Raw genomic sequence first — 23421 nt, 5'->3', positions numbered from 1 at the left:
TGTTTTGCTTTTTCTAGCGAGGAAACGCAGTTTCCGTCTAGCCACTAAAAGCCGCGCAGCGGCGTTCTAGCAACTGCCTTTAACCAACCCAGACCCGGGCATTACGGAACATCCGCATCCAGGCACCATCTTCGCTCCACTCCTCCGGCGCCCAGCTGTTAGTCACAGCACGGAACACACGCTCAGGATGAGGCATCATGATAGTCACCCGACCATCGGCAGAAGTAACACCAGAAATACCTTCCGGCGAACCGTTCGGGTTGGCCGGATAAGTCTCGGTAACCTGACCATAGTTATCCACATAACGCAGGGCAACCGAAGCTGAGCTTTGCAGATTCTGAAGATGCGCCTGATCAGTAAACTCAGCACGACCTTCGCCATGGGCGATAGCGATCGGCATACGCGAGCCAGCCATACCTTGCAGCAGAACCGACTTGCTTTCCTGAACCTCGACCATCGCTACCCGGCCTTCAAACTGCTCAGACATATTGCGCACAAAGTGCGGCCACAGATCGGCACCAGGAATCAGCTCGTGCAGGTTTGACAGCATCTGACAACCGTTGCAAATACCCAGGGCAAAGGTGTCGTCACGATTAAAGAATGACTGGAACTGATCGCGGGCACGGCTGTTAAACAGGATCGACTTAGCCCAGCCCTCACCAGCACCCAGGACGTCACCGTAGGAGAAACCACCGCAGGCAACCAGACCTTTAAAGCGCTCCAGATCAACCCGGCCTTCCAGGATATCACTCATATGAACATCCACAGCAGCAAAACCGGCACGATCAAAGGCAGCGCCCATTTCGATCTGACCGTTAACTCCCTGCTCACGAACAATCGCCATCTGCGGCCGGACACCGGTTTGAATAAACGGCGCGGCAACATTGTCGCTCTGGTCAAAGCTGAGCTCTGCGCTCAGACCTGGGTTAGCTTTATCAAGAAGCGCATCAAACTCTTGCTCAGCGCATTCTGAATTATCACGCAGTGCCTGCATCCGGTATGAGGTCTCCGCCCACCAGCGCTGTAGCTGAGTACGGGATTCAGCGTAGATCTCTTCATCGTCGAAGTGGAAACGCAACTCATCATCCGGGTTAAGGGATCCGATCACCTTAGTGATATCCGCGAGACCCGCAGCATTCAATTCAGTCAGAACCGTTTGCAGCTGATCACGCTTAACCTGAATGACTGCACCCAGCTCTTCAGCAAACAATGCAGCAGCAAACTCAGAACTGTCAGCCGCCAGCATATCAAGATTAATATCAACACCTACATGTCCGGCAAATGCCATTTCCACCAGGGTAGTATATAAGCCACCGTCAGAACGGTCATGGTATGCCAATAACAGACCCTGCTCATTCAACTCCTGAATCGCAGCAAAGAAAGCGCTCAGCTGCTCAGCATCGTCCACATCCGGTACATCCTGACCTACTTCGCTATACACCTGCGCCAGTGCCGACAAACCAAGACGGTTCTTGCCATTACCCAGATCCAGCAGAATCAGATCGGTTTCACCCTGATCGGTACGCAGCTGTGGCGTTACCGTTTTACGTACATCCGTTACCGGTGCAAAGCCGGTGATAATCAGCGAGGTCGGCGCCGTTACAGACTTATCTTCACCATCTTCATTCCAGACAGTGCGCATTGACATTGAGTCCTTACCAACCGGGATAGTGATTCCCAGTTGTGGACACAGCTCCATACCTACCGCCTTAACGGTATCGTAGAGTTTGTCGTCTTCACCCGGATGACCAGCAGCGCACATCCAGTTCGCCGATAGCTTGATATCAACAATATCAGCAATCCGTGCCGAAGCCAGGTTTGTTAAAGTCTCACCTATCGCCATGCGGCCTGATGCTGGCGAATCAACCAGCGCCAGCGGGGTACGCTCACCCATCGCCATCGCTTCTCCGGCAAAGGTATCAAATGATGCCGTTGTCACGGCGCAGTTCGCCACCGGAACCTGCCATGGGCCAACCATCTGATCACGTGCTACCTGACCGGTAATCGAGCGATCGCCAATAGTAATAAGGAATGACTTAGATGCCACTGCAGGTAATTTAAGTACCCGCTCAGCCGCTTCTTTAAGCGCAATAGAAGAAGAATCAAACGCTGGTACTTCGTACGCAGTACGCTTAGCGCTGCGATGCATCTTAGGCGGCTTACCAAACAAAACACTCATCGGCAGGTCGACCGGTTTATTCTCAAAGTGAGTATCACCCAGGGTCAGGTACTCCTCTTCGATTGCAGTACCAACAACTGCATATGGGCAACGTTCACGGGCACAGATTGCTTCGAAGCGAGCCATATCCTTAGGCTCAACCGCCATCACGTAACGTTCCTGGGCTTCATTACACCAGATAGCCAGCGGAGACATACCCGGCTCATCGTTATTCACGTTACGCAGTTCAAAATCACCGCCGCAACCACCATCTTTTACCAGTTCAGGGAAAGCATTTGACAGACCACCGGCACCAACGTCATGAATAAATGCGATAGGGTTAGCATCACCCTGCTGCCAGCACTGATCGATAACTTCCTGACAGCGACGTTCCAGCTCAGGGTTATCGCGCTGAACCGATGCAAAATCCAGATCTGCAGAAGAGGTACCGGAAGACATCGAGGAAGCCGCACCACCACCCAGACCGATCTGCATCGCAGGACCACCCAGACAGATCAGTTTAGCGCCGACCGGGATCTCACCTTTATCCACATGATCGGTACGAATATTTCCGTAACCGCCGGCGATCATGATCGGCTTGTGGTAACCACGCACCTCTTCACCCGCGGCACCATTAACCTTCTGTTCGAAGGTACGGAAGTATCCGTTAAGGGCCGGGCGACCAAACTCATTGTTAAACGCTGCGCCGCCAACAGGACCTTCAAGCATAATATCCAGAGCACTGACGATGCGCTCAGGCTTACCATACTTAGACTCCCACGGCTGCTCAAAGCCTGGAATATTCAGATCAGATACTGTGAAACCAGTCAAACCCGCCTTCGGCTTTGAACCTTTGCCGGTCGCGCCTTCATCACGAATTTCACCACCGGAACCAGTAGCGGCGCCGGAATGAGGCGCTATCGCTGTCGGATGGTTGTGGGTTTCAACCTTGATCAGAATTTCAATACTTTCCTGATTGTAGCTGTACTCCTTGGTCTCCGGATTCGGGAAGAATCGACCCGCTTCGCTACCTACCATAACCGCAGCGTTATCGGAGTAAGCCGAAAGAATGTTCTCACCACCCAGTTCATTCGTGTTACGGATCATCGCAAACAGTGATTTTTCCTGCGCTTCGCCATCAATATCCCAGGACGCATTAAAAATCTTATGACGGCAATGTTCAGAGTTAGCCTGAGCAAACATCATCAGCTCGACGTCAGTCGGGTTGCGGCCCAGCTCAACAAAACTATCCACCAGATACCCTATCTCGTCGTCAGCTAACGCCAAACCCAGATCAGTATTCGCTTTAGTTAATGCATCACGACCACCCGCCAGGATATCAACCCGGGTAAATGGTGCAGGCTCTTCGGCCCGAAACAGCGCCCCGGCCTGATCGATTGAGGCAAGCGCCTCTTCGACCATACGGTCAAACAACTCGAGCTTAACCAGCTCCAGCTCAGATTCAGTCAATGACTGCGCAGCCTGAACATAATAAGCAATGCCCCGCTCAAGACGCTTAACTGCAGTCAGACCACAGTTTTTAGCAATGTCGGTTGCCTTACTGGACCATGGAGAGATAGTACCAGAACGTGGCACCACTAAAATTAATTGACCTGAAGGCTCTTCCGCTTTAGCTTTAGGTCCGTAGCGGAGGATTCGTTCCAGAGTTGCTTGCTCATTGGATGAAAGAGCTTGCTCCAGATCCGCGAAATGCATGAACTCACCGTAAACACCGGTGATCTGTGCATTTTTTGATTTCAGGACAGACAGCAGCTTATCGTGACGAAAAGCAGAAAGAGCGGGCGCTCCACGCAGTACCAGCATGTTAATATCGAGCCTCTTGAGTGTGCCTAACTGTTAGGTAGTATGTAGGAGAAAATTAAGGGCAAATTTTACTGAAATAGCGGTTTAGTTACCAGAAAAAGCCCAAGATTCTTATGCGAATTAATATTTTTCATGCCAGAGAGCTACTTTTCCTGCTGATAGTGCTGTCACTATTTGCAGCATTATTCATGTTCAGCCAAAGCACTCGCACCCAGGTTGATGCGATTCAACAAAATGGCGTGCTGCGTCTGGCTACCCGAAACACTTCAACAACCTACTATATCGACAATAATGGCCAGCCTGCCGGCTTTGAATATGAAATGGCAAAAGCCTTTGCTGAATACCTGGGTGTTGAGCTTGAACTGATTATCCCCGACACTTTCGGCGAGATATTCGACCTGCTGCGAAATCGCAGTGCACACATTGCGGCAGCCGGCCTGAGCATGACGGAACAGCGCAAAGAGGAATTCCGCTTCTCGCCACCTTATGCTTACAGTACTCCGACTATCATCTATCGTACGACCCGCGGCCAACCAAAGCCTAAGACCATCGCGGACCTTGAAGGCAAAGAACTGAAAGTCATTGCCAACAGCAGCCACGCCGAATTATTACGCTCCCTGAAACAAACCAATCCTGACCTGAAGTGGCAGGAAACAAGCACCATGACCGGGACCCAGCTACTCGAGAACGTATATAACAAAGAACTTGATTACACCATCTCAGACGATCTGGTGTTTGATGCGCAGAAGTCATATTTCCCAGGCCTTAACAAAGCCCTGGTCTTAAGCAAACCGGAACCTGTAGCCTGGATGATGGTCAAGCAAAATGATCAGAGCCTGCAACGGGCACTGCGACGTTTTTTTGAACGCGCAACTACTCAGGAGCTTCTGGTCAGCCTGAAGAAAAAGTATCTGACGCGACAGAACCGACTCAGCTACGTCGACATCGAAACCTTCCGCCGCGATAAAGAAAACCGCTTCTGTAAACTGGAACAGTACTTCCTCATGGCGGAACAGGATACCGATATTGACTGGCGCCTTCTCGCAGCCATCGCCTATCAGGAATCCCACTGGAATCCTGCTGCAGTCTCCCCCACCGGGGTAAAAGGTATCATGATGCTGACCAAAGACACCGCTAAAGAGGTCGGCATCCAGGACCGTACAGATCCGATCCAAAGCATTCATGGCGGCGCCGCTTATCTTGAAAAAGTAATGGCAAAAATTCCTGAAAGAATTCAGGGGCCTGACCGGATCTGGTTTGCCCTGGCCTCATATAATGTCGGTTTTGGCCACCTTGAGGATGCCCGAATCCTGACTGTCAGAGCGGGCAAGAACCCCGACCTGTGGGATGACGTTAAGCAATTCCTGCCCCTGCTTACCCAAAGCAAATATTACAGCACGGTCAAACGAGGTTATGCCAGAGGCTACGAGCCGGTCCTGTACGTTAAGAATATCCGCAACTATTACGATCTGCTCAATTGGGAACTACAACATGAACAACTGACAGCCAATCAAAATCAGCTATCCCCCGCTGAAAATGAAGGCGAGATCGTAATGCCCGGCCGTAAAAGCATTGAGCAAAACAGGCAGGCCAGCGAGCTTATAAACAGCATCCCAACCGCTCTCTGACCTAATCCCCTCTAAACACTCCACATCACCGGCAAAGCAGATTAAAATACCCGACCTAACCAATTCAATGCCCGCGTGGCCATCCCGATTAACAGGTACCTGTCTTGCCCCAGCTCATCACAACACTGCGCCAGCTTTTGATATTATGCATGCTAACCAGCGCAGGTTTCAGTATGGCTGAGCCCGCTGACCCACTCGAACAGTACAGTTCAGAGCAACCCCAACAGCAAACCAATACAACTGACCCCCAGCCTGAAAAACAAACAACTGTCGGGACGACAGCCAACACAGTAGACCGCACTGCTATCAATCGCCTGTGCCAGTCAATCGGCAGCAAACTCAGCAGCGTATCCACCAGCGAATGCTTAGCAATCGACTTCGACGCACCGCGCTTTTACTCTAATAAAGAACAGGTGCTGCTGGAAAAACACTTCCCGGCCACCGCCCGCAGCCACGCACCCCGAATTCTATTTCTCGGCGGCATCCATGGTGATGAATATTCCAGTGTCAGCGTGTCCTTTAAGTGGCTCACCACGCTCAAAGAACACCACAGCGGAATCTTTGAATGGCACTTTATGCCCCTGACCAACCCCGATGGCCTGCTACAGAAAAGATCCAGCCGGGTGAATGCCAACAAAGTTGATCTTAACCGCAACTTTATTCCCGCCCAGATCTCGATCGATCCACTGCAACACTGGCAAACCTACGCCAGGAAGCGCGCCCGCTACTACCCGGGAACCAGCCCGCTCAGCGAACCGGAAAGCCAGGCGATACATCAGCTGATCGAAGAACTGAAGCCTGATGTGATCGTCTCTGTGCATGCTCCCCACGGCATCCTTGATTTTGATGGCTCTATCAAACCACCGACCAAGCTCGGCCCTTTACGGCTTAAGCAACTGGGAACCTATCCCGGCTCTCTGGGTAACTATGGCTGGTTTGTAAAACAGATTCCAGTCATGACAATCGAGCTGAAACACGCCGGAATCATGCCGAAAAAGAAAGATATGAATCGCATGTGGAGCGATTTGATCCACTGGATTAAATTGAGAACTGAAGGCGACGGTACACTATTGGCGCGGAAAAGCAGTGATAGCAACAACTCACCGCTTTAACCCGACCTGGCGCCACCGGCCAGTCGCGCCGCTTTTGCAGCCTTCTTTTCAGCCCTGCGCTGACGAAAAAAATCACTGATCCGACCGCTACAGCGGTCGGCGAGCACGCCTCCCTCACACTCCAGTCGATGGTTCATCCAGGGCTGTTCAAACACCTGCCCATTACTGACCACAGCACCGGCCTTTGGCTCGCTCGCACCAAACACCACACGGGCAACCCGGGAATGGATAATAGCTCCGGCACACATAGTGCAGGGTTCAATAGTGACATACAGGGTAGCGCCAACAAGGCGGTAATTTTCCACCCGCGCAGCGGCATCACGCAACGCCATAATCTCTGCGTGGGCAGTTGGGTCATGCCCTGATATCGGCTGATTCCAACCCTCACCGATCACCTCACCGCTTAACACGACTATCGCACCTACCGGAACCTCGCCGACTGCAGCCGCTCGTTCAGCCAACTCAAGCGCATGCTCCATCCACTTCTGATCTGTATCTGTTTGTTTAGTCATAGCACCGCAATATAACAAAAAGCCCGCGGATGCGGGCTTTTAAAGTGGTTAGCTTAAGCTACTTATTCCCACTCAATCGTGGCTGGCGGCTTAGAACTTACATCATAAGTTACACGGGAAACATGTGGTATCTCATTGATGATACGACCAGATACGGTTTCCAACAGTTCATATGGCAGATGCGCCCAGCGCGCTGTCATAAAGTCGATAGTTTCAACCGCACGCAGTGCGATCACATATTCATAACGACGACCATCGCCAACGACACCGACCGATTTAACCGGCAGGAATACCGCAAAAGACTGGCTGGTCTTATGATACCAGTCAGCAGCATGCAGCTCTTCCAGAAAGATAGCATCCGCTTCACGCAGGATATCGGCATACTCTTTCTTAACTTCGCCCAGAATTCGCACGCCCAGACCCGGACCAGGGAACGGATGACGGTAAACCATATCGTATGGCAGACCCAGCTCCAGACCGATCTTACGTACTTCATCTTTGAACAGCTCACGCAGCGGCTCAACCAGATCCATCTTCATATCATCAGGCAGACCACCTACATTGTGGTGTGACTTAATGACATGCGCCTTACCTGTCTTCGCAGCAGCGGACTCGATAACGTCAGGATAGATAGTACCCTGCGCCAGGAAGTTAACATCTTTCAGCCTGGTCGCTTCTTCATCGAACACTTCGATAAAGGTATTACCGATAATTTTACGCTTAGCTTCCGGATCACTTTCACCCAGCAGACGACCCAGGAAAAGATCTTCGGAATCAGAGCGAATTACTCGAACGCCCATATTCTTGGCGAACATGTCCATCACCTGGTCACCTTCGTTCTTACGCAGCAGACCATTATCAACAAACACGCAGGTTAGCTGGTCACCGATCGCCTTATGCAACAGGGCGGCAACAACCGAAGAGTCAACACCACCAGACAGACCCAGCAGGACCTTCTGACTACCCACCTGCTGCTGAACTTTCTCAATCAGATCACTGATGATATTGGCAGGATTCCACAAAGCTTCACAGCCACAGATCTCGCGTACGAAACGCTCAAGAATACGGCCACCCTGCTTGGTATGAGTTACTTCAGGATGGAACTGCAAACCGTAATAATTCTTACCCGGATGGCACATCGCTGCAACCGGAGCGCTTTCAGTACTGGCAATCACACCAAAACCTTCCGGCAGGTCTCCGACCTTATCGCCATGACTCATCCAGACATCCAGCAACAGCGAACCGTTGTTGGCGATATGATCCTCAATTCCTTCCAGCAAACGGCTAGGGCTATCTTCCAGACGAACCTTGGCGTAACCAAACTCACGCTTATCGGAAGTAACTACACTACCGCCGAGCTGCTCCGCCATGGTTTGCATGCCGTAGCAAATACCCAGTAACGGCACTTCCAGGTCAAATACAACCTGTGACGCACGAGGAGAATCACCCTCAGTAACAGACTCCGGGCCACCGGCCAGGATAATACCCTTAGGGTTAAATTCGCGGATCGCCGCTTCATCCATATCATAGGCATGGATTTCGCAGTAAACACCGATCTCCCGAACGCGACGCGCAATCAGCTGAGTGTACTGAGAACCGAAGTCCAGAATCAGAACTCGTTGAGCATGAATATCTTGTGACATCGTAATGACTCCAAAGGAATCTCTACCTTGAGCGAACAATTAAAGACCGCTTTCAGTAGTTGTTAAAAAAGAAAAAGTGGGAGGGCCGAAGCCATCCCACCTGTTTTACTTGCTTTGAGTCGCCTAACCAACGCGGTAGTTTGGCGCCTCTTTAGTAATGCTTACATCGTGTACGTGGCTTTCAGCCATACCCGCACTGGTAATACGAACAAACTGTGGCACCGTACGCATCATCGTAATATCGCTGCTACCGGTATAGCCCATGGAAGCTCGCAGGCCACCAACCAGTTGATGTACCACACCCGACATCGGACCTTTACAGGCAACGCGACCCTCGATACCTTCAGGTACAAGCTTTTCAGCGCCCTGAGTCGCATCCTGGAAGTAACGGTCAGAAGAACCAGTGCTCTGCGCCATCGCACCCAGAGAGCCCATACCACGGTATGACTTATAGGCACGTCCCTGGAACAGCTCAACATCACCCGGCGCCTCATCGGTACCCGCCAGCATGGAGCCGATCATTACCGCAGAAGCACCAGCAACAACCGCCTTGGACAGGTCACCGGAGAAACGTACACCGCCATCGGCAATACAAGGCACGCCGTATTTTTCCAGCGCCGCAGAGACATTAGCAACAGCACTGATCTGAGGTACACCAACACCGGCTACGATACGGGTAGTACAGATAGACCCAGGACCGATACCGACCTTAACGCCATCAGCACCGGCTTCAGCCAGAGCGATAGCGGCATCGGCAGTTGCAATATTACCGCCGATTACCTGTACCTGTGGGTAAGTCTGCTTGACCCAGGCAACACGATCAATAACACCTTTAGAGTGACCGTGAGCGGTATCTACAATGATCACGTCAACGCCAGCCTTAACCAGTGCATCGACACGATCAGCGGTTTCAGGACCAGTACCGACAGCGGCACCAACGATCAGGCAACCTTTTTCATCTTTTGCGGCATTCGGGTGAGTCTGCGCCTTGTTCATATCTTTTACGGTCATCATACCGCGCAAGGTATCGTTATCACCGACTACCAGAATTTTTTCGATACGGTGCCGACGCAGCAAATTACGCACATCATCCGGATCGGCGCCTTCCTCAACGGTAACCAGGCGATCTTTAGGCGTCATAATCGAAGCGACGGTAGCGTCCAGCTTCTTTTCGAAACGGGCGTCACGGCCGGTAACGATACCAACCAGCTCACCATTATCGATAACAGGGAAACCTGAAAAACCAAGACGTGCAGCCAGCTGATTCAGCTCGCCAACAGACATATCAGAGCTACAAGTAACCGGATCACTTACCACACCTGCTTCGTATTTCTTAACAGCCAGCACCTCTGCTGCCTGTTGCTCGATAGTCAGGTTTTTATGGATGATACCGATACCGCCTTCCTGCGCCATGGCAATAGCCAGACGGGACTCTGTCACAGTATCCATTGCAGCCGAAACCAGAGGAATGTTCAGTTCAATTCCCTTAGTCAAGCGGCTCTTCAGCGATACATCCTTTGGCAGAACCTCGGAGTAACCCGGTACCAACAGAACATCGTCAAAAGTGAGTGCTTCTTCAGCGATTCGCAACATAGTAAGAGCTTGCCTGTAGTCTAGAAAAAATAAGACGCGGGATTATAGCCTTTTGTAGTAGTTTGGACAATCAAAAAGCGACCCTTTACAGCGAATTTCAACCATTTTCACAATTATCCTGATAGCAGATTACAAACCACTGGCCGGTTAGTTTAAGATGCCGCTTATGCAGGCAAATAATCCCCCTAAAAACCAGGCCCTATCCGTCACAGAACTTAACCGCCAGGTCAAGTCTTTGCTGGAAAGTTCATTCCTCACTATTCAGGTCGAGGGAGAGCTTTCCAACTTTGTCAGACCCAGTTCGGGTCACTGGTATTTCACCCTCAAAGACAGCGGCGCACAGGTGCGCTGCGCGATGTTCCGAAGTCGTTGTCAGTACCTCAAATACCAGCCAAAGAATGGCGATCAGGTAATGGTCCGGGCCAAGGTCAGCCTCTACCCCGGACGGGGTGATTACCAGCTGATCTGTGACTATATGGAAGAGAGCGGCACTGGTTCTTTGCAACAGGCCTATGAAGCGCTGAAAATCAAACTAGAGCAGCAGGGCTTGTTTGATTCGGCGTTTAAAAAACCAATCCCACAACATCCGCAACACCTGGGCGTCATCACTTCACCAACAGGCGCAGCCGTACACGACATCCTGACGGTATTAAAACGTCGCTTTCCTTCTCTGCCGGTAACGATCTTCCCGACAGCAGTGCAGGGAACAGGTGCTGCGGAACAGATTGCGAATGCGATTCAGATAGCAAACCATCAAGGCCAGTGCGATGTTCTGATTGTTGGCCGTGGAGGTGGTTCACTGGAGGATCTCTGGTCGTTTAACGAAGAGATCGTTGCCCGCAGCATTTTCCAGAGTGCAATTCCGGTCATCAGCGCTGTCGGCCATGAAGTCGATGTCTCCATTGCTGATTTCGTTGCCGACCTGAGAGCACCGACCCCCTCAGCCGCAGCCGAACTGATCAGCCCGGATCAGCAACAGATCCTGCAGCGTATTCAGCAACTACAGCAACGGCTGGTGCTGGCACTGCAGCGCTCCCTGGCGCAACGAAAACAGCAGTTAGAATGGACCAGTTCACGGCTCAAGCACCCGGGAGACAGGCTCGCTGAGCGCGCACAAAAGCTGGATGAGCTTGAAATAAGACTGCAGCGTGCGATACAACTCAAACTGAGTCATCTGCAAGATCGTTTTCAAACCGTTCAATTCCGCTATCAGCGTGCAGTACCTGAACAGCAAATTGCGCTATACCAGCTTCGAGTTGAAGAGCTGCAACACCGCTTGCAGCAGCAGACCGGCCGTCTGATGGAAAGACACCGACTCAACCTGAAAGCGCTGGCCGGCAAGCTTAACAGCGTCAGCCCGCTGGCAACCCTGGAACGGGGTTATGCCATCGTTCAGGATGCTGAAGGTAAAGTTATCCATGATATCGGCCTTATACAGCCCCGACAGGAAATAACCACCCGTCTGCATAATGGCCGTATTCGCAGCCAGGTTATCGCCACAGAAACGGATTAAGGAGTTTTCCGATGCGCACAGTTTTAGCCGCCCTAACTTTAGCCCTAAGCACTCTAACCTTAAGTTACAGCGCAACCGCCATGGAGCTACCTGAAGAATCCCGGGTACCGGGCGGCATTTCGCTGATGCCACTCACCGGACTAAATACAACCACCGCACCCTCAGCCTGGTACCGGGGCAACAGGGTAATGGTTATACCCAGCACCAACACAGACTTTCAGGGCCAGTCGCCATGGCTGGCTATCGTTGGCATCCCCTTGTCAGCTAAGCCGGATAAAGAACAATTGATGAAAGCCGACGGTGTTCGCTTCCCCTTCCGTGTTCAGGATAAAGCCTACAAAGAACAGCGCCTGACGGTAACCAATAAGCGTCACGTCAACCCCAACAAGCAGGATCTGGCCCGCTATAAACGTGAAAAAAATGAGATGACCGCCGCGTTTACCCACTGGTCGTCACCGGACCTGGCAACCCTGAAATTTAACCTGCCTGCCGAGGGCCGCTTCAGCAGCCCCTTTGGCCTGAAGCGATTTTTTAACGACCAGCCCCGCAACCCACATAGCGGGCTGGATATAGCCGGCGGTCAGGGCGGCGCAATCAAAGCACCGGCAACAGGCACTGTAGTTGCCGTCGGCGATTACTTTTTTAACGGCAACACTGTCATTATCGACCATGGTCATGGCCTGACCACTATGTACTGCCATATGAGCCGTACCGACGTTAAGCCAGGCGACATTGTCCAGACCGGCGATAGTATTGGTGCTATAGGCAAGACCGGCCGGGTAACCGGCCCCCACCTGCACTGGAGCGTCAGCCTGAACAACACCCGTGTTGATCCGTTACTGTTTGTAGATGAGAAATTGTAGGTGAGAAAAAGCCTGTCAAATATGCTAGGCTTCGCCTTCTTTAAAAACCGAATCGACTGAGAATCATGTCTGAACTAAAACTTGAAACGATTGAACAGATCGCCAGCTACGGTATCGGCCGTCAGATGGGCGACCACGTTGCCAACCAAAGCTTCGAAGGCGTTGAGCTTGACGCTGTTGTAGCAGGTATCAAACAAGCCTTTGCCGGTGACGAACTGAGCATCGAAGCTGAAAAGATCCAGGAAGCATTTAACGAGATTCAGTCTCGCCTGCAAGCGCAAGCTGAAGCAGCAGCGAAGGAAGCAGCGGCTGAAGGCCAGCTGTTCCTGGATAAGAACGCCCAGCGTGAAGAAGTATTTGTTACCGATTCCGGTCTGCAGTACGAAATCCTGACCGCCGGTGAAGAAGGCGCTGCAAACCCGACTCCTGAGTCGACTGTTCGCACTCACTACCACGGTACTTTCCCAGACGGTAAAGTATTCGACAGCTCCTATGACCGTGGTCAGCCAGCTGAATTCCCTGTTGGCGGCGTAATCGCTGGCTGGACTGAAGCTCTGCAGCTGATGACTAAAGGCGCTAAATGGCGTCTGACCGTGCCATACCAGCTGGCTTACGGTGAGCAAGGTTCTCCAGGTGGTATCCCGCCGTTTGCCACTCTGGTATTCGACGTAGAACTGCTGGAAATCCTGTAAGAGTAAATACTTACTCTCAGTAATATAAAGCCGATACAGCGTTTACTCACTGCATCGGCTTTTTTATGCGATGAACTAATATTCATTAACAAACCAACATCGGAGAGACAGATGAAACTGAATGTTCAGATCCTGGGTAACGGTAAGCCCCTGATCATTATGCACGGTCTGTTTGGCACCCTGGAAAACTGGGGGGGGCAGATCAAAGCTTTAGCTGAACATTTCACGGTCTATGCGGTGGATATGCGTAACCACGGCCGCTCTCCCCATAATGACACCATCAGTTATCCAGAGATGGCTGAAGATATCATCCAGCTGATGGACGATCATTGCCTGAGTAGCACCAGCATTATTGGTCACTCAATGGGTGGTAAAGCAGCGATGCAGCTGGCGCTGAATAACCCACAACGGATCGACAAGCTGATTATTGTCGATATCGCACCGGTACAATACCCACACCACCATCAGGATGTGCTGCGCGGTCTCAATGCTGTAGACCTCGGTACGCTGAAGTCCCGTAACGATGCCGATCAGCAACTAAGCCTGTTTATTCCGGAAATGGCGGTACGCCAGTTCCTGCTTAAGAACCTTTACCGTGACGAACAGAAAGCCTTCGCCTGGCGCATGAACCTGCCCGTTCTGGAAGCCTGCTACGATAACATCAGCGCAGCCCCCGAAGGTCCAGCTTATCAGGCCCCGGTGCTATTCATCAAAGGTGAAAACTCCGATTACCTGACCGCCGATTACAGGAAACCGCTGCTTAAGCTATTTCCCCAGGCGGACTACCGCATGATTCAGGACGCCGGCCACTGGCCCCACGCTGAAAAGGCAGCAATCTTTACTAAGATGGTTTTGAAATACCTGCAGAAGTGAAAAAACAGTAGCTAGAACGTCGCCTCGCGACTTGCTAGATCGCAAAGCAAGCTTTGCTGCTAGTGGCTAGAAGAAGCCTTCTTAATTTACACAGAGGGAAACCTGCTTCGTAAGCTAGCGCTTAGTTTTAAAATTAAAAGTGAAGAGACTGACTTTCCTGCTTTTTGCTTTTTGCTTTTTGCTTTTTGCTTTTTGCTTTTGATTATTCTAGCCACTAGCAGTGACGCTTGCGTCACGTTCTAGCGAGCCGCGTAGCGGCGGTCTAGCTACGGCCCTTAAACTATTTGATCGAAAACCGTTCCTTCAGGAAATAACTTCTTGAAGACGCCGGCATCAATCATAAGCTGGTTGATTTCGGCAAACCTCTGATTCACCTCTTCAAGCTGTTGATTAAAGTCCTGCAGTTTTTCCGCCAGCACCTCTTTACGCTGCAACTGTTCTTCAAACTGTCGCTGCTGCTTTTCTGAGCGCAGCGCTTCACGCAACTCTGCTGCATCATTTCGGGCTGCATCAGCTTCCTGGGCTTCAGAATCCTGACGGCCAGACTCTGTTTTGTTAAGCGCTGCTCTCGCCTCATCTCCCAGGGCAACGGCCCGGTCGGCTGCCGCTCGATCTTGCGACGAAGGCTCTGCTACTGCCTGTGCTGCCCTCAGAATCAATTCTGTTTTTTCCAGTACCGCTTCAGGATCATCAGGCACGGCAGAAGTATCAATACTCACCTCCCCCCCGATCACATAGCTACGCCCATCCGGGCCACGCTCATATTCCAGACCGCTAGCATTTGTTTGCCCAGCGCTTACAGCCGAATCGCTAATTTCTTTTTGGCGCACCTCACGATCGAGGGCAGCCAGCTCCCGAATGAGGCGCAGCTCTTCATCACTAACTGACAGTTCCGGCGGCTTATCATTGCTACGTTCAGTAAGGGAATCTTTATTGAATCGCTGACGATCTTCAGAGTGCCCATTAAGTTCTGCGCCAGCGCTATTGGCAGGCACGATCAATGGAGGTGGAGCGGATTGTACTTTTTCAGGGGATGGAGCCGAAGGTGCAACGGTTCCTGTGACCGCAGGCTGATTAACGCTGGCGGATGAAAGTGACTGATAGGTATTAACAGCCAGTGAATTGACAGCTGTCTGTAACTGCATCAATACCACCTCCTGCTATGACTTATCCCGATTACACCTGAATTGAATCAGGCTCGGGTATCGATCAATGTACCCAGGGTTTCTTCAGCAGACTGCACCACTTTCGCAGAGGCTGCCACCGCATTCTTTTCTACCACCAGCTCGGTCAACGCTTGGTTAACATCCTTGCCGGTAGCCTGCTCCGGGGTATCGGATTTACCCGACCCCGCGATATCGCTGGCCGCTTTCTGGACGCCGTCAAGGCCTCGGTTAAGCCCCAGCAGACCGCTACTCAGTGCTGATGTAACGTTCATAATCACACCTCAAAAAAGGACGATGCCATGACTAAGTCTTTAGCTAAGTATTCAAACCTAAGCCTTTGAACTTAAAGTACAAACAAAGTACAAACAAAGTACAAACAGCAGACCAAGCACAGTAACTCGTATTTATTCTCAGCGCAGTATAGCCCAGCCAGAGCCGGTGGTCATTTTATGAACATCCCACTATGGGATCTATATCCAGGTAGTCAGCAACTGTTTTTGGCGACGTGTCATTAAGTACGGGAATCTCGCCCAACAAAGGTGCTGACAACATCCCTTTCAGGGTATCAAGGTTTTCCTGATAGCAGCTCATATCAGGATCAATCCGATTTGCCACCCAGCCTGCCAGTCGCAAACCATCTTTGACGATAGCTTCCACCGTCAGCAAGGCATGACTGATACAACCTAATTTCATACCGATCACTAATACCACCGGTACTTTAAGCTGTTTGGGCAGATCAGCCAGTGTCTGCCGACTGTTTAGCGGAACCCGCCAGCCTCCGGCGCCTTCTATCACCACCAGATCGGCAGGTTGCATCATCACACCGCGACACAACGCAGCCATCCGGTCAGCATCCAGCCTGCGTCCCAATTGCTGTGCGGCTATATGAGGAGCTATCGCCGGCTCCAGCGCTATCGGGTTAACCTGTTCATAGCTTATCTTCAGTGATGCGGTTTGTTGTAACAACAATGCATCGGCGTTGCGTAATCCATCTTCAGTCTGCTCGCAACCAGCTGCGACCGGCTTAACAGCCACAGTCTTTAATCCACGGTTATTGGCTGCCTGTAGTAACCCTGCGGCGACTAACGTTTTACCGACATCGGTATCGGTTCCTGCAACAAAGATTGCGTTCCTAGCCATTAATCAATTCCCCGTAAAAAACCTGATATGTGGCTGGCAACTTACCGTCATCACCACGAAACTTTTCATAAGCCTGCTTAAAAGCAGTAATACGCGCCTTACCGGTCAGCCCACCCTGGCGGTCATGGCTAATATTGTGCGCACCAATACCTTTTAGCTCGTTTGTCAGGCCTCGTACTTCATCATACAGCAGTACCTGACGCTGTTCGGCCACAGCGACCTGAGCAAAATAATTCCCGGCTGACTCTGACAAAGTCGAATGACTTATAAAACGATTCACGTGCTGATATTGATCGACACTGGACCACGCGCTGCGTAACTCATTGAGCGTATCCGGGCCCAGGGTAGAAAATAGAAAACGTCCACCAGGACGCAATACCCGCGCAGCCTCGGAAAACAGGGCCGGTAAATTTTCACACCATTGGATGGCCAGACTGGAGAAGATCAGATCAACCGAGCTATCTGCCAGCGGCAGCGCTTCAGCATCGGCACATAACCAACTGCCATTTTCAGTAGCCCGGTTGGTACGGGCAAACTGCAGCATCCCCTGGGCCAGATCCAGCGATATAAGATGATCAGGCTGTAATGTCCGGTTCAGCTGTGGACCAAAAAAACCGGTGCCACAACCAAGATCAAGCACCACCCCGACATTATCGTCTGGTAGCTGTCGCAGCAGCTCTGTACCTACACTTCGTTGTAGCTCCGCCACCGCATCGTAACTTACAGCAGCACGGCTGAATGAATCAGCTATATCGGCCTTAGCGAACTGTGTGACACCATGAGAACCGGCAGACGACATACTCATATCCAGTTATCCACAACACTGGCCAGCTGTTCAGCGCTTGAAATAAAAGGCACATGGGATTGCCCAGGCAGCACCGCTGTTTCCGCCTGCGGACAGATCCCTGTGAGCTGGCTGGCAATGTCCGCCGGGGCCAATGTATCAAGCTGACACAGTATATGCAGAGCAGGGTGTTCAACTTCGGCAAACAGATCGCGGTAATCATCCTGCAACAGCGCCAGGCTATTCAACAAACCATGAACATGAGGCATCTCTGTCTCAGCCAGCACTGCTTTGAGTTGTTTAAGATCCGCTCGGGCGGTTGCGCTACCTTGCACCTGCAACATATTAAAACGCTGCAGAGTCTTAGCCGGGTTATCAGCCACGGCCGCTTCAAATTCATTAAAGGTCTGTCTATCCATCCCGGCAGTCCAGTCACCCCGCTGTACGAAACAAGGACTGCTAGCCAGGGTAACCAGCTTACTGACCCGCTGTGGATAGCGGTCTGCAAACGCCATTGCTACTATGCCACCAAGTGACCAACCCAGCCAGGCAGCTTGTTCAGGTGCGACTTCAGCCAGCAATTCAGAGACGGCATCCAGAGTATAGGGCTCAGGCACTGCGGCAGCACTGCGCCCCAGCCCCGGCAGATCAATCAGGGTGATCGAATAGTCCGACAGTTGTTCCAGCAACGGTTGCCAGACACCACTGTGCATTCCCCAGCCATGCAACAGTACCAGTGGTGTGCCATCGGCATTACCATAGTGCGCGGAGTACAAACTCATACCACACTCTCCTGTTGCACTTTATCAAGTGCATCGAGAAGGCGATCCAATTGCTCTTCACTGTGACTTGCACTCAGGGTTACCCGCAACCGGGCAGCCCCTTGCGGTACCGTCGGCGGTCTGATCGCCCCGATAAATATCCCCTGTTTTTCCAGGGCAGCACTCATCTGCATCGCTTTATCTGCTTCACCAACCATGATCGGTTGAATCGGCGTCGGTGAATCCATCAACTCCAGTCCCAGCTGTTCACAGCCGGCACGGAACCGTTTAATCAGCTGATTCAACTTATCCCGACGCCATTCATCCTGTTGCACTAACTTAAGGCTGGCCCGGGTCGCTTCGGCCACTGCTGGCGGCATACTGGTGGTATAAATATAGGTACGGGCGTGTTGCACCAGAGTTTCAATCAGCTCTTCGGAGCCGGCTACAAAAGCACCGGCGGTACCAAAGGCTTTACCTAATGTTCCCATTAGCACCTGAACCTGATCAGATCCCATATTAAAATGATCTGCAGTTCCCCGCCCTTGTCGGCCAATGCAACCGATCCCATGGGCATCATCGACCATCACCCAGGCTTTGTGGTCTGCGGCAGTTGAGCAGATAGCCGGCAGTTCAGCCAGATCACCATCCATACTGAACACACCGTCCGTGACCACCAGCTTGCGCCGGGCTTCAGTACGTTGCAGCCGGGTATTAAGGTTATCCGCATCGTTATGCAGGTAGCGTTGAAAACGGGCACCGCTGAGCAGTCCGGCATCGAGCAGGGAAGCGTGATTTACCCGGTCCTGAAATACGCCATCACGTTTATCCAGCAGTGCATTAATAGCGCCGATATTGGCCATATAGCCGGTAGAAAAGAGTAACGCTTTGGGCCGACCGGTGAATTCAGCCAGCTCTTCCTCAAGCTGGTGATGCGCCTGGCTATGACCGTTCACCAGATGAGAAGCACCACCGCCTACGCCATATTTATCGGCACCTTGTTTCAGCGCGGCAATAACATCAGGATGATTGGCTAAACCCAGATAATCATTGGAGCAAAACGCCAGGTAGGTTTTACCATCGACCTGTACTAAGGGCGCTTGCGGACTCTGCAGGATACGGCGCTGACGATACAAAGATTGCTGCTTACGTTCTGCAAGCTCTGCACCTAGCTGATCAAAAGACATCGGTTAAGATCCCTGTGGTGGCAGACCGCCGTAGCGATCCGCCAATAAAGATTAAGCTTCGTAGAAGTGACCGCTATCCTGCTGCTTCTGCAGATCACTCAGGATCGCCTGCTCCTGAGTATCATCTGCTTCAGAGATACGTTGTTCAGGATTGATCCCCAGACGCTTGAACAGCTGCAGATCCCGGTGGGTGCCAGGATTCGGCGTAGTCAACAGACATTCACCGTAGAAGATAGAGTTAGCGCCAGCCATAAAGGTCATCGCCTGCATCTCATCGCTCATGCTTTCACGGCCAGCGGAAAGACGAACATGGGACTGCGGCATCATGATACGGGCAACTGCGATATTACGAACGAAGTCCAGATGATCCAGGTCTTCGACATTTTCCATCGGCGTACCGGCAACCTTAACCAGCATATTGATAGGCACACTCTCGGGATGCTTCGGCATATTAGCCAGTTGACGCAGCAAACCGATACGGTCAGTTGCCGTCTCACCCATACCTAAAATACCGCCACTGCAGATCTTCATGCCGGACTCGCGTACATTGTGCAGCGTATCCAGGCGATCCTGATAGGTACGGGTAGTAATAATCTTGTCGTAGAATTCCGGTGAGGTATCGAGATTATGGTTGTAATAATCCAGACCCGCATCAGCCAACTGACCTGCTTTATCCTCATCTAACATGCCTAACGTCATGCAGGTTTCCAGACCCAGCTCTTTAACCCCTTTGACCATCTCAACCACATAAGGCATATCCTTATCGGCCGGATGCTTCCAGGCAGCCCCCATACAGAACCGGGTAGAACCCGTCTCTTTGGCCTTTTTCGCTTTCTCCAGTACCGCTTCGACCTGCATCAGGCGCTCTTTTTCAAGCCCTGTATTGTAGTGACCGCTTTGCGGGCAATATTTACAGTCTTCAGGACAGGCGCCTGTCTTGATCGATAGCAGTGTACTAACCTGTACCTCATTAGGGTTGAAGTGCTGCCGATGCACAGTCTGAGCCTGGAACATGAGATCGTTGAAAGGCAGTTCAAACAGAGCGCGAACTTCCGCTTCGCTCCAGTCATGTCTGATCGCTGTAATAGTCTGTGGCATCGTGGTCAAAATCCTGTGATCTAAGGTGTTCGGCGAGTGTTTACAACCAGTTTAGAGTGTTTGAGACTCGCCTATTTGGCTAACGGTTAATGATAAAGCGACAGAAGGAACTGTCAACTATGTTTTTCCAAAACAAGAACTACTGGTTATTGTTTAGCCAGCTCAACAAATGCTTACTCTGCTCTCAAAACCATCGAAACTCTCTGCCTATCTGCTCTGGTTGTAGAAACGACCTGCCCTGGCTGAAGCAGAGCTGCCAACGCTGCTCTCTACCCCTGGCTCTGTCCGCAACAAGCAGCGATGCCCGTAATTTGATTTGCGCCCAGTGTCTAAAAAAATCATACGCTTACGATAAAGTCAGCGCAGCCTTCTCGTATCAATTTCCGATTAATCTGATGATCATGCAGGCTAAATTTAATAATAAAGTGCATTACCTCAACCTGTTAACGCAGCTTTTATTAGCCCGTCTGGATATTTCTACCAGACCGGACCTACTTATCCCGGTGCCGATGCACAGGCAACGTCTGCTACAGCGCCAGTTCAATCAGGCGGCGATCATCAGCCGATGTCTGAGCCATCACACGGGCATACCCAGCAATTACTACCTTCTGGAAAAAAACACTGACACTGAGCATCAAATACAGCTTGATGCCGCTCAGCGGCAACGTAATCTGCGGAATAGTTTTAGCTGCAGGCAAGCACCACCGAAACACGTTGCGGTAATCGATGATGTTGTCACTACCGGCACCACTGCAAACGAAATAGCCAGAACACTGAAGCGGGCCGGTTGCGACCGGGTTGATATATGGGCCCTTGCCCGAACACCAAAAGAGTATTAACTTTTAAGTACTGCAGCCGATTTATAGGTTATACAGCTGATTAATAGGTTAGGCGCTTTTAAATAGGTCTCTTATGTTTCCGTGAGGCTTATACAGGCGATCCCTGCGATAACACCCGGCAGGGTTACACACTGTTTCTGCACTTTTATGCGCCTCTTTCATAGCTATCTAGTCGCACAGCATCCGCCATCAAAATGACTGTGCCAAGGAGTGAGCCCTAATGGATCTATCCAATATTGGCGATCTTATCGGAGGCCTTGGCCTCTTTCTTCTCGGTATGCAAATGATGACCAACGGTCTGAAAAGCGCAGCCGGACAAAGCCTCAGAAAAGCCTTACAGGCCGCGACTAAATCTCGCTTACGGGGGTTAGCCTCCGGGACCCTGATTACCGCGCTGGTGCAGTCTTCTACAGCCGTCACTATTGCTACAATCGGCTTCGTCAATGCCGGCTTACTCAACCTCGGCCAATCCATCGCGGTGATCTATGGCTGCAATATCGGCACCACGATGACCGGCTGGCTGGTTGCGACCATCGGCTTTAATTTCAGAATCAGCATATTCGCCCTGCCCATGATCGGCCTGGGAATGCTTATACGGCTGGTAGGAGGTGACCGGAGACAGGCCCATTTTGGTACCGCCATGACCGGCTTCGGCCTGTTTTTTATTGGCCTGTCATTTCTCAAAGACACATTCATTGGCCTTGAGAATGCTTTTCCATTGCAGGAGGTTGGAACAACCTCTGTCGGCCTGGCACTCTTCATGCTGGCAGGTTTCACTCTGACAGTACTGATCCAGTCTTCCAGCGCAGCTATGGCGATCACCCTGTCTTTAGCCGCGGCCGGAGCAATTCCGCTTACAGCCGCCGGAGCCCTGGTAATCGGCGCGAACCTCGGTACTACATCCACCGCAGCACTCTCGGTTATTGGCGCTACATCCAATGCCAAACGTATCGCTTGCGCCCACGTTATATTCAATCTGATAACAGGACTGGTAGGGCTGGTCTTACTAATGACACTGTCCGGTGTAATTAACAGCTCCGGCCTGACTGATATTTTTGACATGGTGATACTTCTGGCCCTGTTCCATACCTTGTTTAACCTGCTGGGCGTGCTGCTAATGTGGCCCCTCACCACGCCAATGGAGAAGTTCCTCAATCGCCGCTTCAGAACCGCTGAAGCCGATGCCGCCAAACCGGTCTATCTGGATAAAAACATTCTCGAGACTCCACCTTTGGCAATTGATGCCATGACCCGGGAGCTGGCCCGGGTCAGTCGCATGTCCGGTACGCTGGCCAAAGAAGCACTCAGCGCCGAAGCTAACGACCGGAGCCATATTCAGGCCCAGATTGTTTGTATCAATAAACTGATCACTAAGATCGGCAGCTTTAACCAGAAACTGGCACAACAGAACCTGAGCGAAGAATCAGCCGAGATTCTTCCTTCTGCGATGCGGGTAGCTCGTTACCATAACGAAATTGCCCGGCTATCAGGCCTGATTGTCATGTACAGCGAACGCTTTTCACAGGTGACTGACAGTAACACTCAGCGGGATATCTACAACCTGAAAAAAATCACTAACAAGATGCTCAATGCAACTATCATCGATGATGAGGTCGACCTCTCTTCCGCCAACAGTCGGACATTGCTGCACAAGCTGGAAAAAAAATACCAAAAGATCAAACAGCATATACTGGATGCAATGATCGAATCCCGCCTCTCGCCAAAAGAGGGTACCGATCTGTTGGATTCGCTAAGCCATATTCACCGTCTGGCGGAACAAGCCGAAAAAAGCAGCCGCTACTGGAGTAGCCTGAGTCCGATTGAACACCGCGAACCCATACACACCGAGCATAAGCACAGCAATAAACTTAGCGAAACGGATAATGAGAAAATGACCGAAGCCGAGTCCGACGCTATCGATGAAGTCTCTGATGCCGGGGATAACAGCTCGGGAAAGCCTCCCGAGCAGCCACGAAAGGCAATTGCTGAATAATATAGGCGCTGGCCATACTGCCCAGGAACACGCACAATATCG

Annotated in this window: 19 protein-coding genes and 1 pseudogene; 9 read left to right on the top strand and 11 right to left on the bottom strand. The window is 51.5% G+C overall.

What is annotated here, in order from left to right; all coding sequences use genetic code 11:
* Positions 1–79: 79 nt before the first annotated feature.
* Entirely contained in the window at positions 80–3982 is a 3903-nt protein-coding gene (gene purL / locus ACQUQM_RS22955; protein WP_432472191.1) for a phosphoribosylformylglycinamidine synthase, read from the bottom strand.
* A 113-nt stretch (positions 3983–4095) separates the two neighbouring features.
* Between purL and mltF the strand changes: the two genes are divergently transcribed.
* Both mltF and ACQUQM_RS22945 read left to right on the top strand, forming a co-directional pair.
* Positions 4096–5610, top strand: coding sequence for a membrane-bound lytic murein transglycosylase MltF (gene mltF / locus ACQUQM_RS22950; RefSeq protein WP_432472190.1), 1515 nt, complete (start codon positions 4096–4098; stop codon positions 5608–5610).
* A gap of 173 nt (positions 5611–5783) precedes the next feature.
* Positions 5784–6722: a M14 family zinc carboxypeptidase gene (locus tag ACQUQM_RS22945; RefSeq protein ID WP_432472189.1), complete on the top strand. Its 939-nt coding sequence runs from the start codon at positions 5784–5786 to the stop codon at positions 6720–6722.
* On the opposite strand, the gene tadA is transcribed toward ACQUQM_RS22945, so the two are convergent.
* The 3 genes from tadA to guaB all read right to left on the bottom strand — a co-directional run bounded on the left by tadA (position 6719) and on the right by guaB (position 10470).
* Positions 6719–7234, bottom strand: a complete 516-nt coding sequence (gene tadA / locus ACQUQM_RS22940; RefSeq protein WP_432472188.1) for a tRNA adenosine(34) deaminase TadA — start codon at positions 7232–7234, stop codon at positions 6719–6721. The genes ACQUQM_RS22945 and tadA overlap by 4 nt on opposite strands.
* Before the next feature lie 62 nt (positions 7235–7296).
* Positions 7297–8877, bottom strand: coding sequence for a glutamine-hydrolyzing GMP synthase (guaA, locus tag ACQUQM_RS22935; protein ID WP_432472187.1), 1581 nt, complete (start codon positions 8875–8877; stop codon positions 7297–7299).
* Between the two features lie 123 nt (positions 8878–9000).
* On the bottom strand, positions 9001–10470 hold the full coding sequence (guaB, locus tag ACQUQM_RS22930) for an IMP dehydrogenase (protein ID WP_432472186.1): 1470 nt from the start codon (positions 10468–10470) through the stop codon (positions 9001–9003).
* 166 nt (positions 10471–10636) lie between these two features.
* Here guaB and xseA point away from each other — a divergent pair, with 166 nt between their 5' ends.
* The 4 genes from xseA to ACQUQM_RS22910 all read left to right on the top strand — a co-directional run bounded on the left by xseA (position 10637) and on the right by ACQUQM_RS22910 (position 14411).
* Positions 10637–11983, top strand: coding sequence for an exodeoxyribonuclease VII large subunit (gene xseA / locus ACQUQM_RS22925; protein ID WP_432472185.1), 1347 nt, complete (start codon positions 10637–10639; stop codon positions 11981–11983).
* A gap of 11 nt (positions 11984–11994) precedes the next feature.
* The gene (locus ACQUQM_RS22920; RefSeq protein WP_432472184.1) at positions 11995–12846 is read left to right on the top strand and encodes a peptidoglycan DD-metalloendopeptidase family protein; all 852 of its coding nucleotides are present in this window, start codon (positions 11995–11997) and stop codon (positions 12844–12846) included.
* Positions 12847–12911: 65 nt separating this feature from the next.
* On the top strand, positions 12912–13538 hold the full coding sequence (locus tag ACQUQM_RS22915) for an FKBP-type peptidyl-prolyl cis-trans isomerase (RefSeq protein WP_432472183.1): 627 nt from the start codon (positions 12912–12914) through the stop codon (positions 13536–13538).
* A gap of 111 nt (positions 13539–13649) precedes the next feature.
* Positions 13650–14411, top strand: a complete 762-nt coding sequence (locus ACQUQM_RS22910; RefSeq protein ID WP_432472182.1) for an alpha/beta fold hydrolase — start codon at positions 13650–13652, stop codon at positions 14409–14411.
* Positions 14412–14686: 275 nt separating this feature from the next.
* Here ACQUQM_RS22910 and ACQUQM_RS22905 read toward each other — a convergent pair whose 3' ends face one another.
* The 7 genes from ACQUQM_RS22905 to bioB form a co-directional block, all read right to left on the bottom strand.
* Positions 14687–15556: a putative metalloprotease CJM1_0395 family protein gene (locus ACQUQM_RS22905; protein WP_432472181.1), complete on the bottom strand. Its 870-nt coding sequence runs from the start codon at positions 15554–15556 to the stop codon at positions 14687–14689.
* A 47-nt stretch (positions 15557–15603) separates the two neighbouring features.
* Positions 15604–15849 carry a hypothetical protein gene (locus ACQUQM_RS22900; protein WP_432472180.1) on the bottom strand — a complete coding sequence of 82 codons (246 nt, stop codon included), beginning with the start codon at positions 15847–15849 and terminating at the stop codon, positions 15604–15606.
* Positions 15850–16024: 175 nt separating this feature from the next.
* Positions 16025–16717, bottom strand: a complete 693-nt coding sequence (bioD, locus tag ACQUQM_RS22895; RefSeq protein WP_432472179.1) for a dethiobiotin synthase — start codon at positions 16715–16717, stop codon at positions 16025–16027.
* Positions 16710–17522: a malonyl-ACP O-methyltransferase BioC gene (gene bioC / locus ACQUQM_RS22890; RefSeq protein ID WP_432472178.1), complete on the bottom strand. Its 813-nt coding sequence runs from the start codon at positions 17520–17522 to the stop codon at positions 16710–16712. Before bioC ends, bioD begins: the two co-directional genes overlap by 8 nt.
* Entirely contained in the window at positions 17519–18283 is a 765-nt protein-coding gene (gene bioH / locus ACQUQM_RS22885; RefSeq protein ID WP_432472177.1) for a pimeloyl-ACP methyl ester esterase BioH, read from the bottom strand. Before bioH ends, bioC begins: the two co-directional genes overlap by 4 nt.
* Positions 18280–19449: an 8-amino-7-oxononanoate synthase gene (gene bioF / locus ACQUQM_RS22880; RefSeq protein WP_432472176.1), complete on the bottom strand. Its 1170-nt coding sequence runs from the start codon at positions 19447–19449 to the stop codon at positions 18280–18282. The genes bioH and bioF overlap by 4 nt, the downstream gene beginning before the upstream one ends.
* A 51-nt stretch (positions 19450–19500) precedes the next feature.
* Positions 19501–20547 carry a biotin synthase BioB gene (bioB, locus tag ACQUQM_RS22875; protein ID WP_432472175.1) on the bottom strand — a complete coding sequence of 349 codons (1047 nt, stop codon included), beginning with the start codon at positions 20545–20547 and terminating at the stop codon, positions 19501–19503.
* Between the two features lie 89 nt (positions 20548–20636).
* Between bioB and ACQUQM_RS22870 the strand changes: the two are divergent.
* The 3 genes and pseudogenes from ACQUQM_RS22870 to ACQUQM_RS22860 form a co-directional block, all read left to right on the top strand.
* Positions 20637–20867 (top strand): annotated as a pseudogene (locus tag ACQUQM_RS22870) (double zinc ribbon domain-containing protein); the annotation flags it as partial.
* A gap of 75 nt (positions 20868–20942) precedes the next feature.
* The gene (locus tag ACQUQM_RS22865; protein ID WP_432474882.1) at positions 20943–21386 is read left to right on the top strand and encodes a ComF family protein; all 444 of its coding nucleotides are present in this window, start codon (positions 20943–20945) and stop codon (positions 21384–21386) included.
* A 220-nt stretch (positions 21387–21606) separates the two neighbouring features.
* Entirely contained in the window at positions 21607–23379 is a 1773-nt protein-coding gene (locus tag ACQUQM_RS22860; protein ID WP_432472174.1) for a Na/Pi cotransporter family protein, read from the top strand.
* Positions 23380–23421: the final 42 nt, after the last annotated feature.

The organism is Amphritea sp. HPY (assembly GCF_050870985.1).
Taxonomy (GTDB): domain Bacteria; phylum Pseudomonadota; class Gammaproteobacteria; order Pseudomonadales; family Balneatricaceae; genus Amphritea.
The sequence above is the reverse complement of the archived record's forward strand: the minus strand, read 5'-3'. Positions and strand labels throughout refer to the sequence as shown.

Coding starts and splice junctions, on each gene's coding strand:
- purL (WP_432472191.1), bottom strand. CDS start 3,982: ATGCTGGTACTGCGTGGAGCGCCCGCTCTTTCTGCTTTTCGTCACGAT.
- bioD (WP_432472179.1), bottom strand. CDS start 16,717: ATGGCTAGGAACGCAATCTTTGTTGCAGGAACCGATACCGATGTCGGT.
- ACQUQM_RS22900 (WP_432472180.1), bottom strand. CDS start 15,849: ATGAACGTTACATCAGCACTGAGTAGCGGTCTGCTGGGGCTTAACCGA.
- xseA (WP_432472185.1), top strand. CDS start 10,637: ATGCAGGCAAATAATCCCCCTAAAAACCAGGCCCTATCCGTCACAGAA.
- ACQUQM_RS22920 (WP_432472184.1), top strand. CDS start 11,995: ATGCGCACAGTTTTAGCCGCCCTAACTTTAGCCCTAAGCACTCTAACC.
- ACQUQM_RS22865 (WP_432474882.1), top strand. CDS start 20,943: ATGATCATGCAGGCTAAATTTAATAATAAAGTGCATTACCTCAACCTG.
- bioF (WP_432472176.1), bottom strand. CDS start 19,449: ATGTCTTTTGATCAGCTAGGTGCAGAGCTTGCAGAACGTAAGCAGCAA.
- mltF (WP_432472190.1), top strand. CDS start 4,096: ATGCGAATTAATATTTTTCATGCCAGAGAGCTACTTTTCCTGCTGATA.
- bioH (WP_432472177.1), bottom strand. CDS start 18,283: ATGAGTTTGTACTCCGCGCACTATGGTAATGCCGATGGCACACCACTG.
- ACQUQM_RS22860 (WP_432472174.1), top strand. CDS start 21,607: ATGGATCTATCCAATATTGGCGATCTTATCGGAGGCCTTGGCCTCTTT.
- bioB (WP_432472175.1), bottom strand. CDS start 20,547: ATGCCACAGACTATTACAGCGATCAGACATGACTGGAGCGAAGCGGAA.
- ACQUQM_RS22910 (WP_432472182.1), top strand. CDS start 13,650: ATGAAACTGAATGTTCAGATCCTGGGTAACGGTAAGCCCCTGATCATT.
- ACQUQM_RS22915 (WP_432472183.1), top strand. CDS start 12,912: ATGTCTGAACTAAAACTTGAAACGATTGAACAGATCGCCAGCTACGGT.
- bioC (WP_432472178.1), bottom strand. CDS start 17,522: ATGAGTATGTCGTCTGCCGGTTCTCATGGTGTCACACAGTTCGCTAAG.
- ACQUQM_RS22945 (WP_432472189.1), top strand. CDS start 5,784: ATGGCTGAGCCCGCTGACCCACTCGAACAGTACAGTTCAGAGCAACCC.
- ACQUQM_RS22905 (WP_432472181.1), bottom strand. CDS start 15,556: ATGCAGTTACAGACAGCTGTCAATTCACTGGCTGTTAATACCTATCAG.
- tadA (WP_432472188.1), bottom strand. CDS start 7,234: ATGACTAAACAAACAGATACAGATCAGAAGTGGATGGAGCATGCGCTT.
- guaA (WP_432472187.1), bottom strand. CDS start 8,877: ATGTCACAAGATATTCATGCTCAACGAGTTCTGATTCTGGACTTCGGT.
- guaB (WP_432472186.1), bottom strand. CDS start 10,470: ATGTTGCGAATCGCTGAAGAAGCACTCACTTTTGACGATGTTCTGTTG.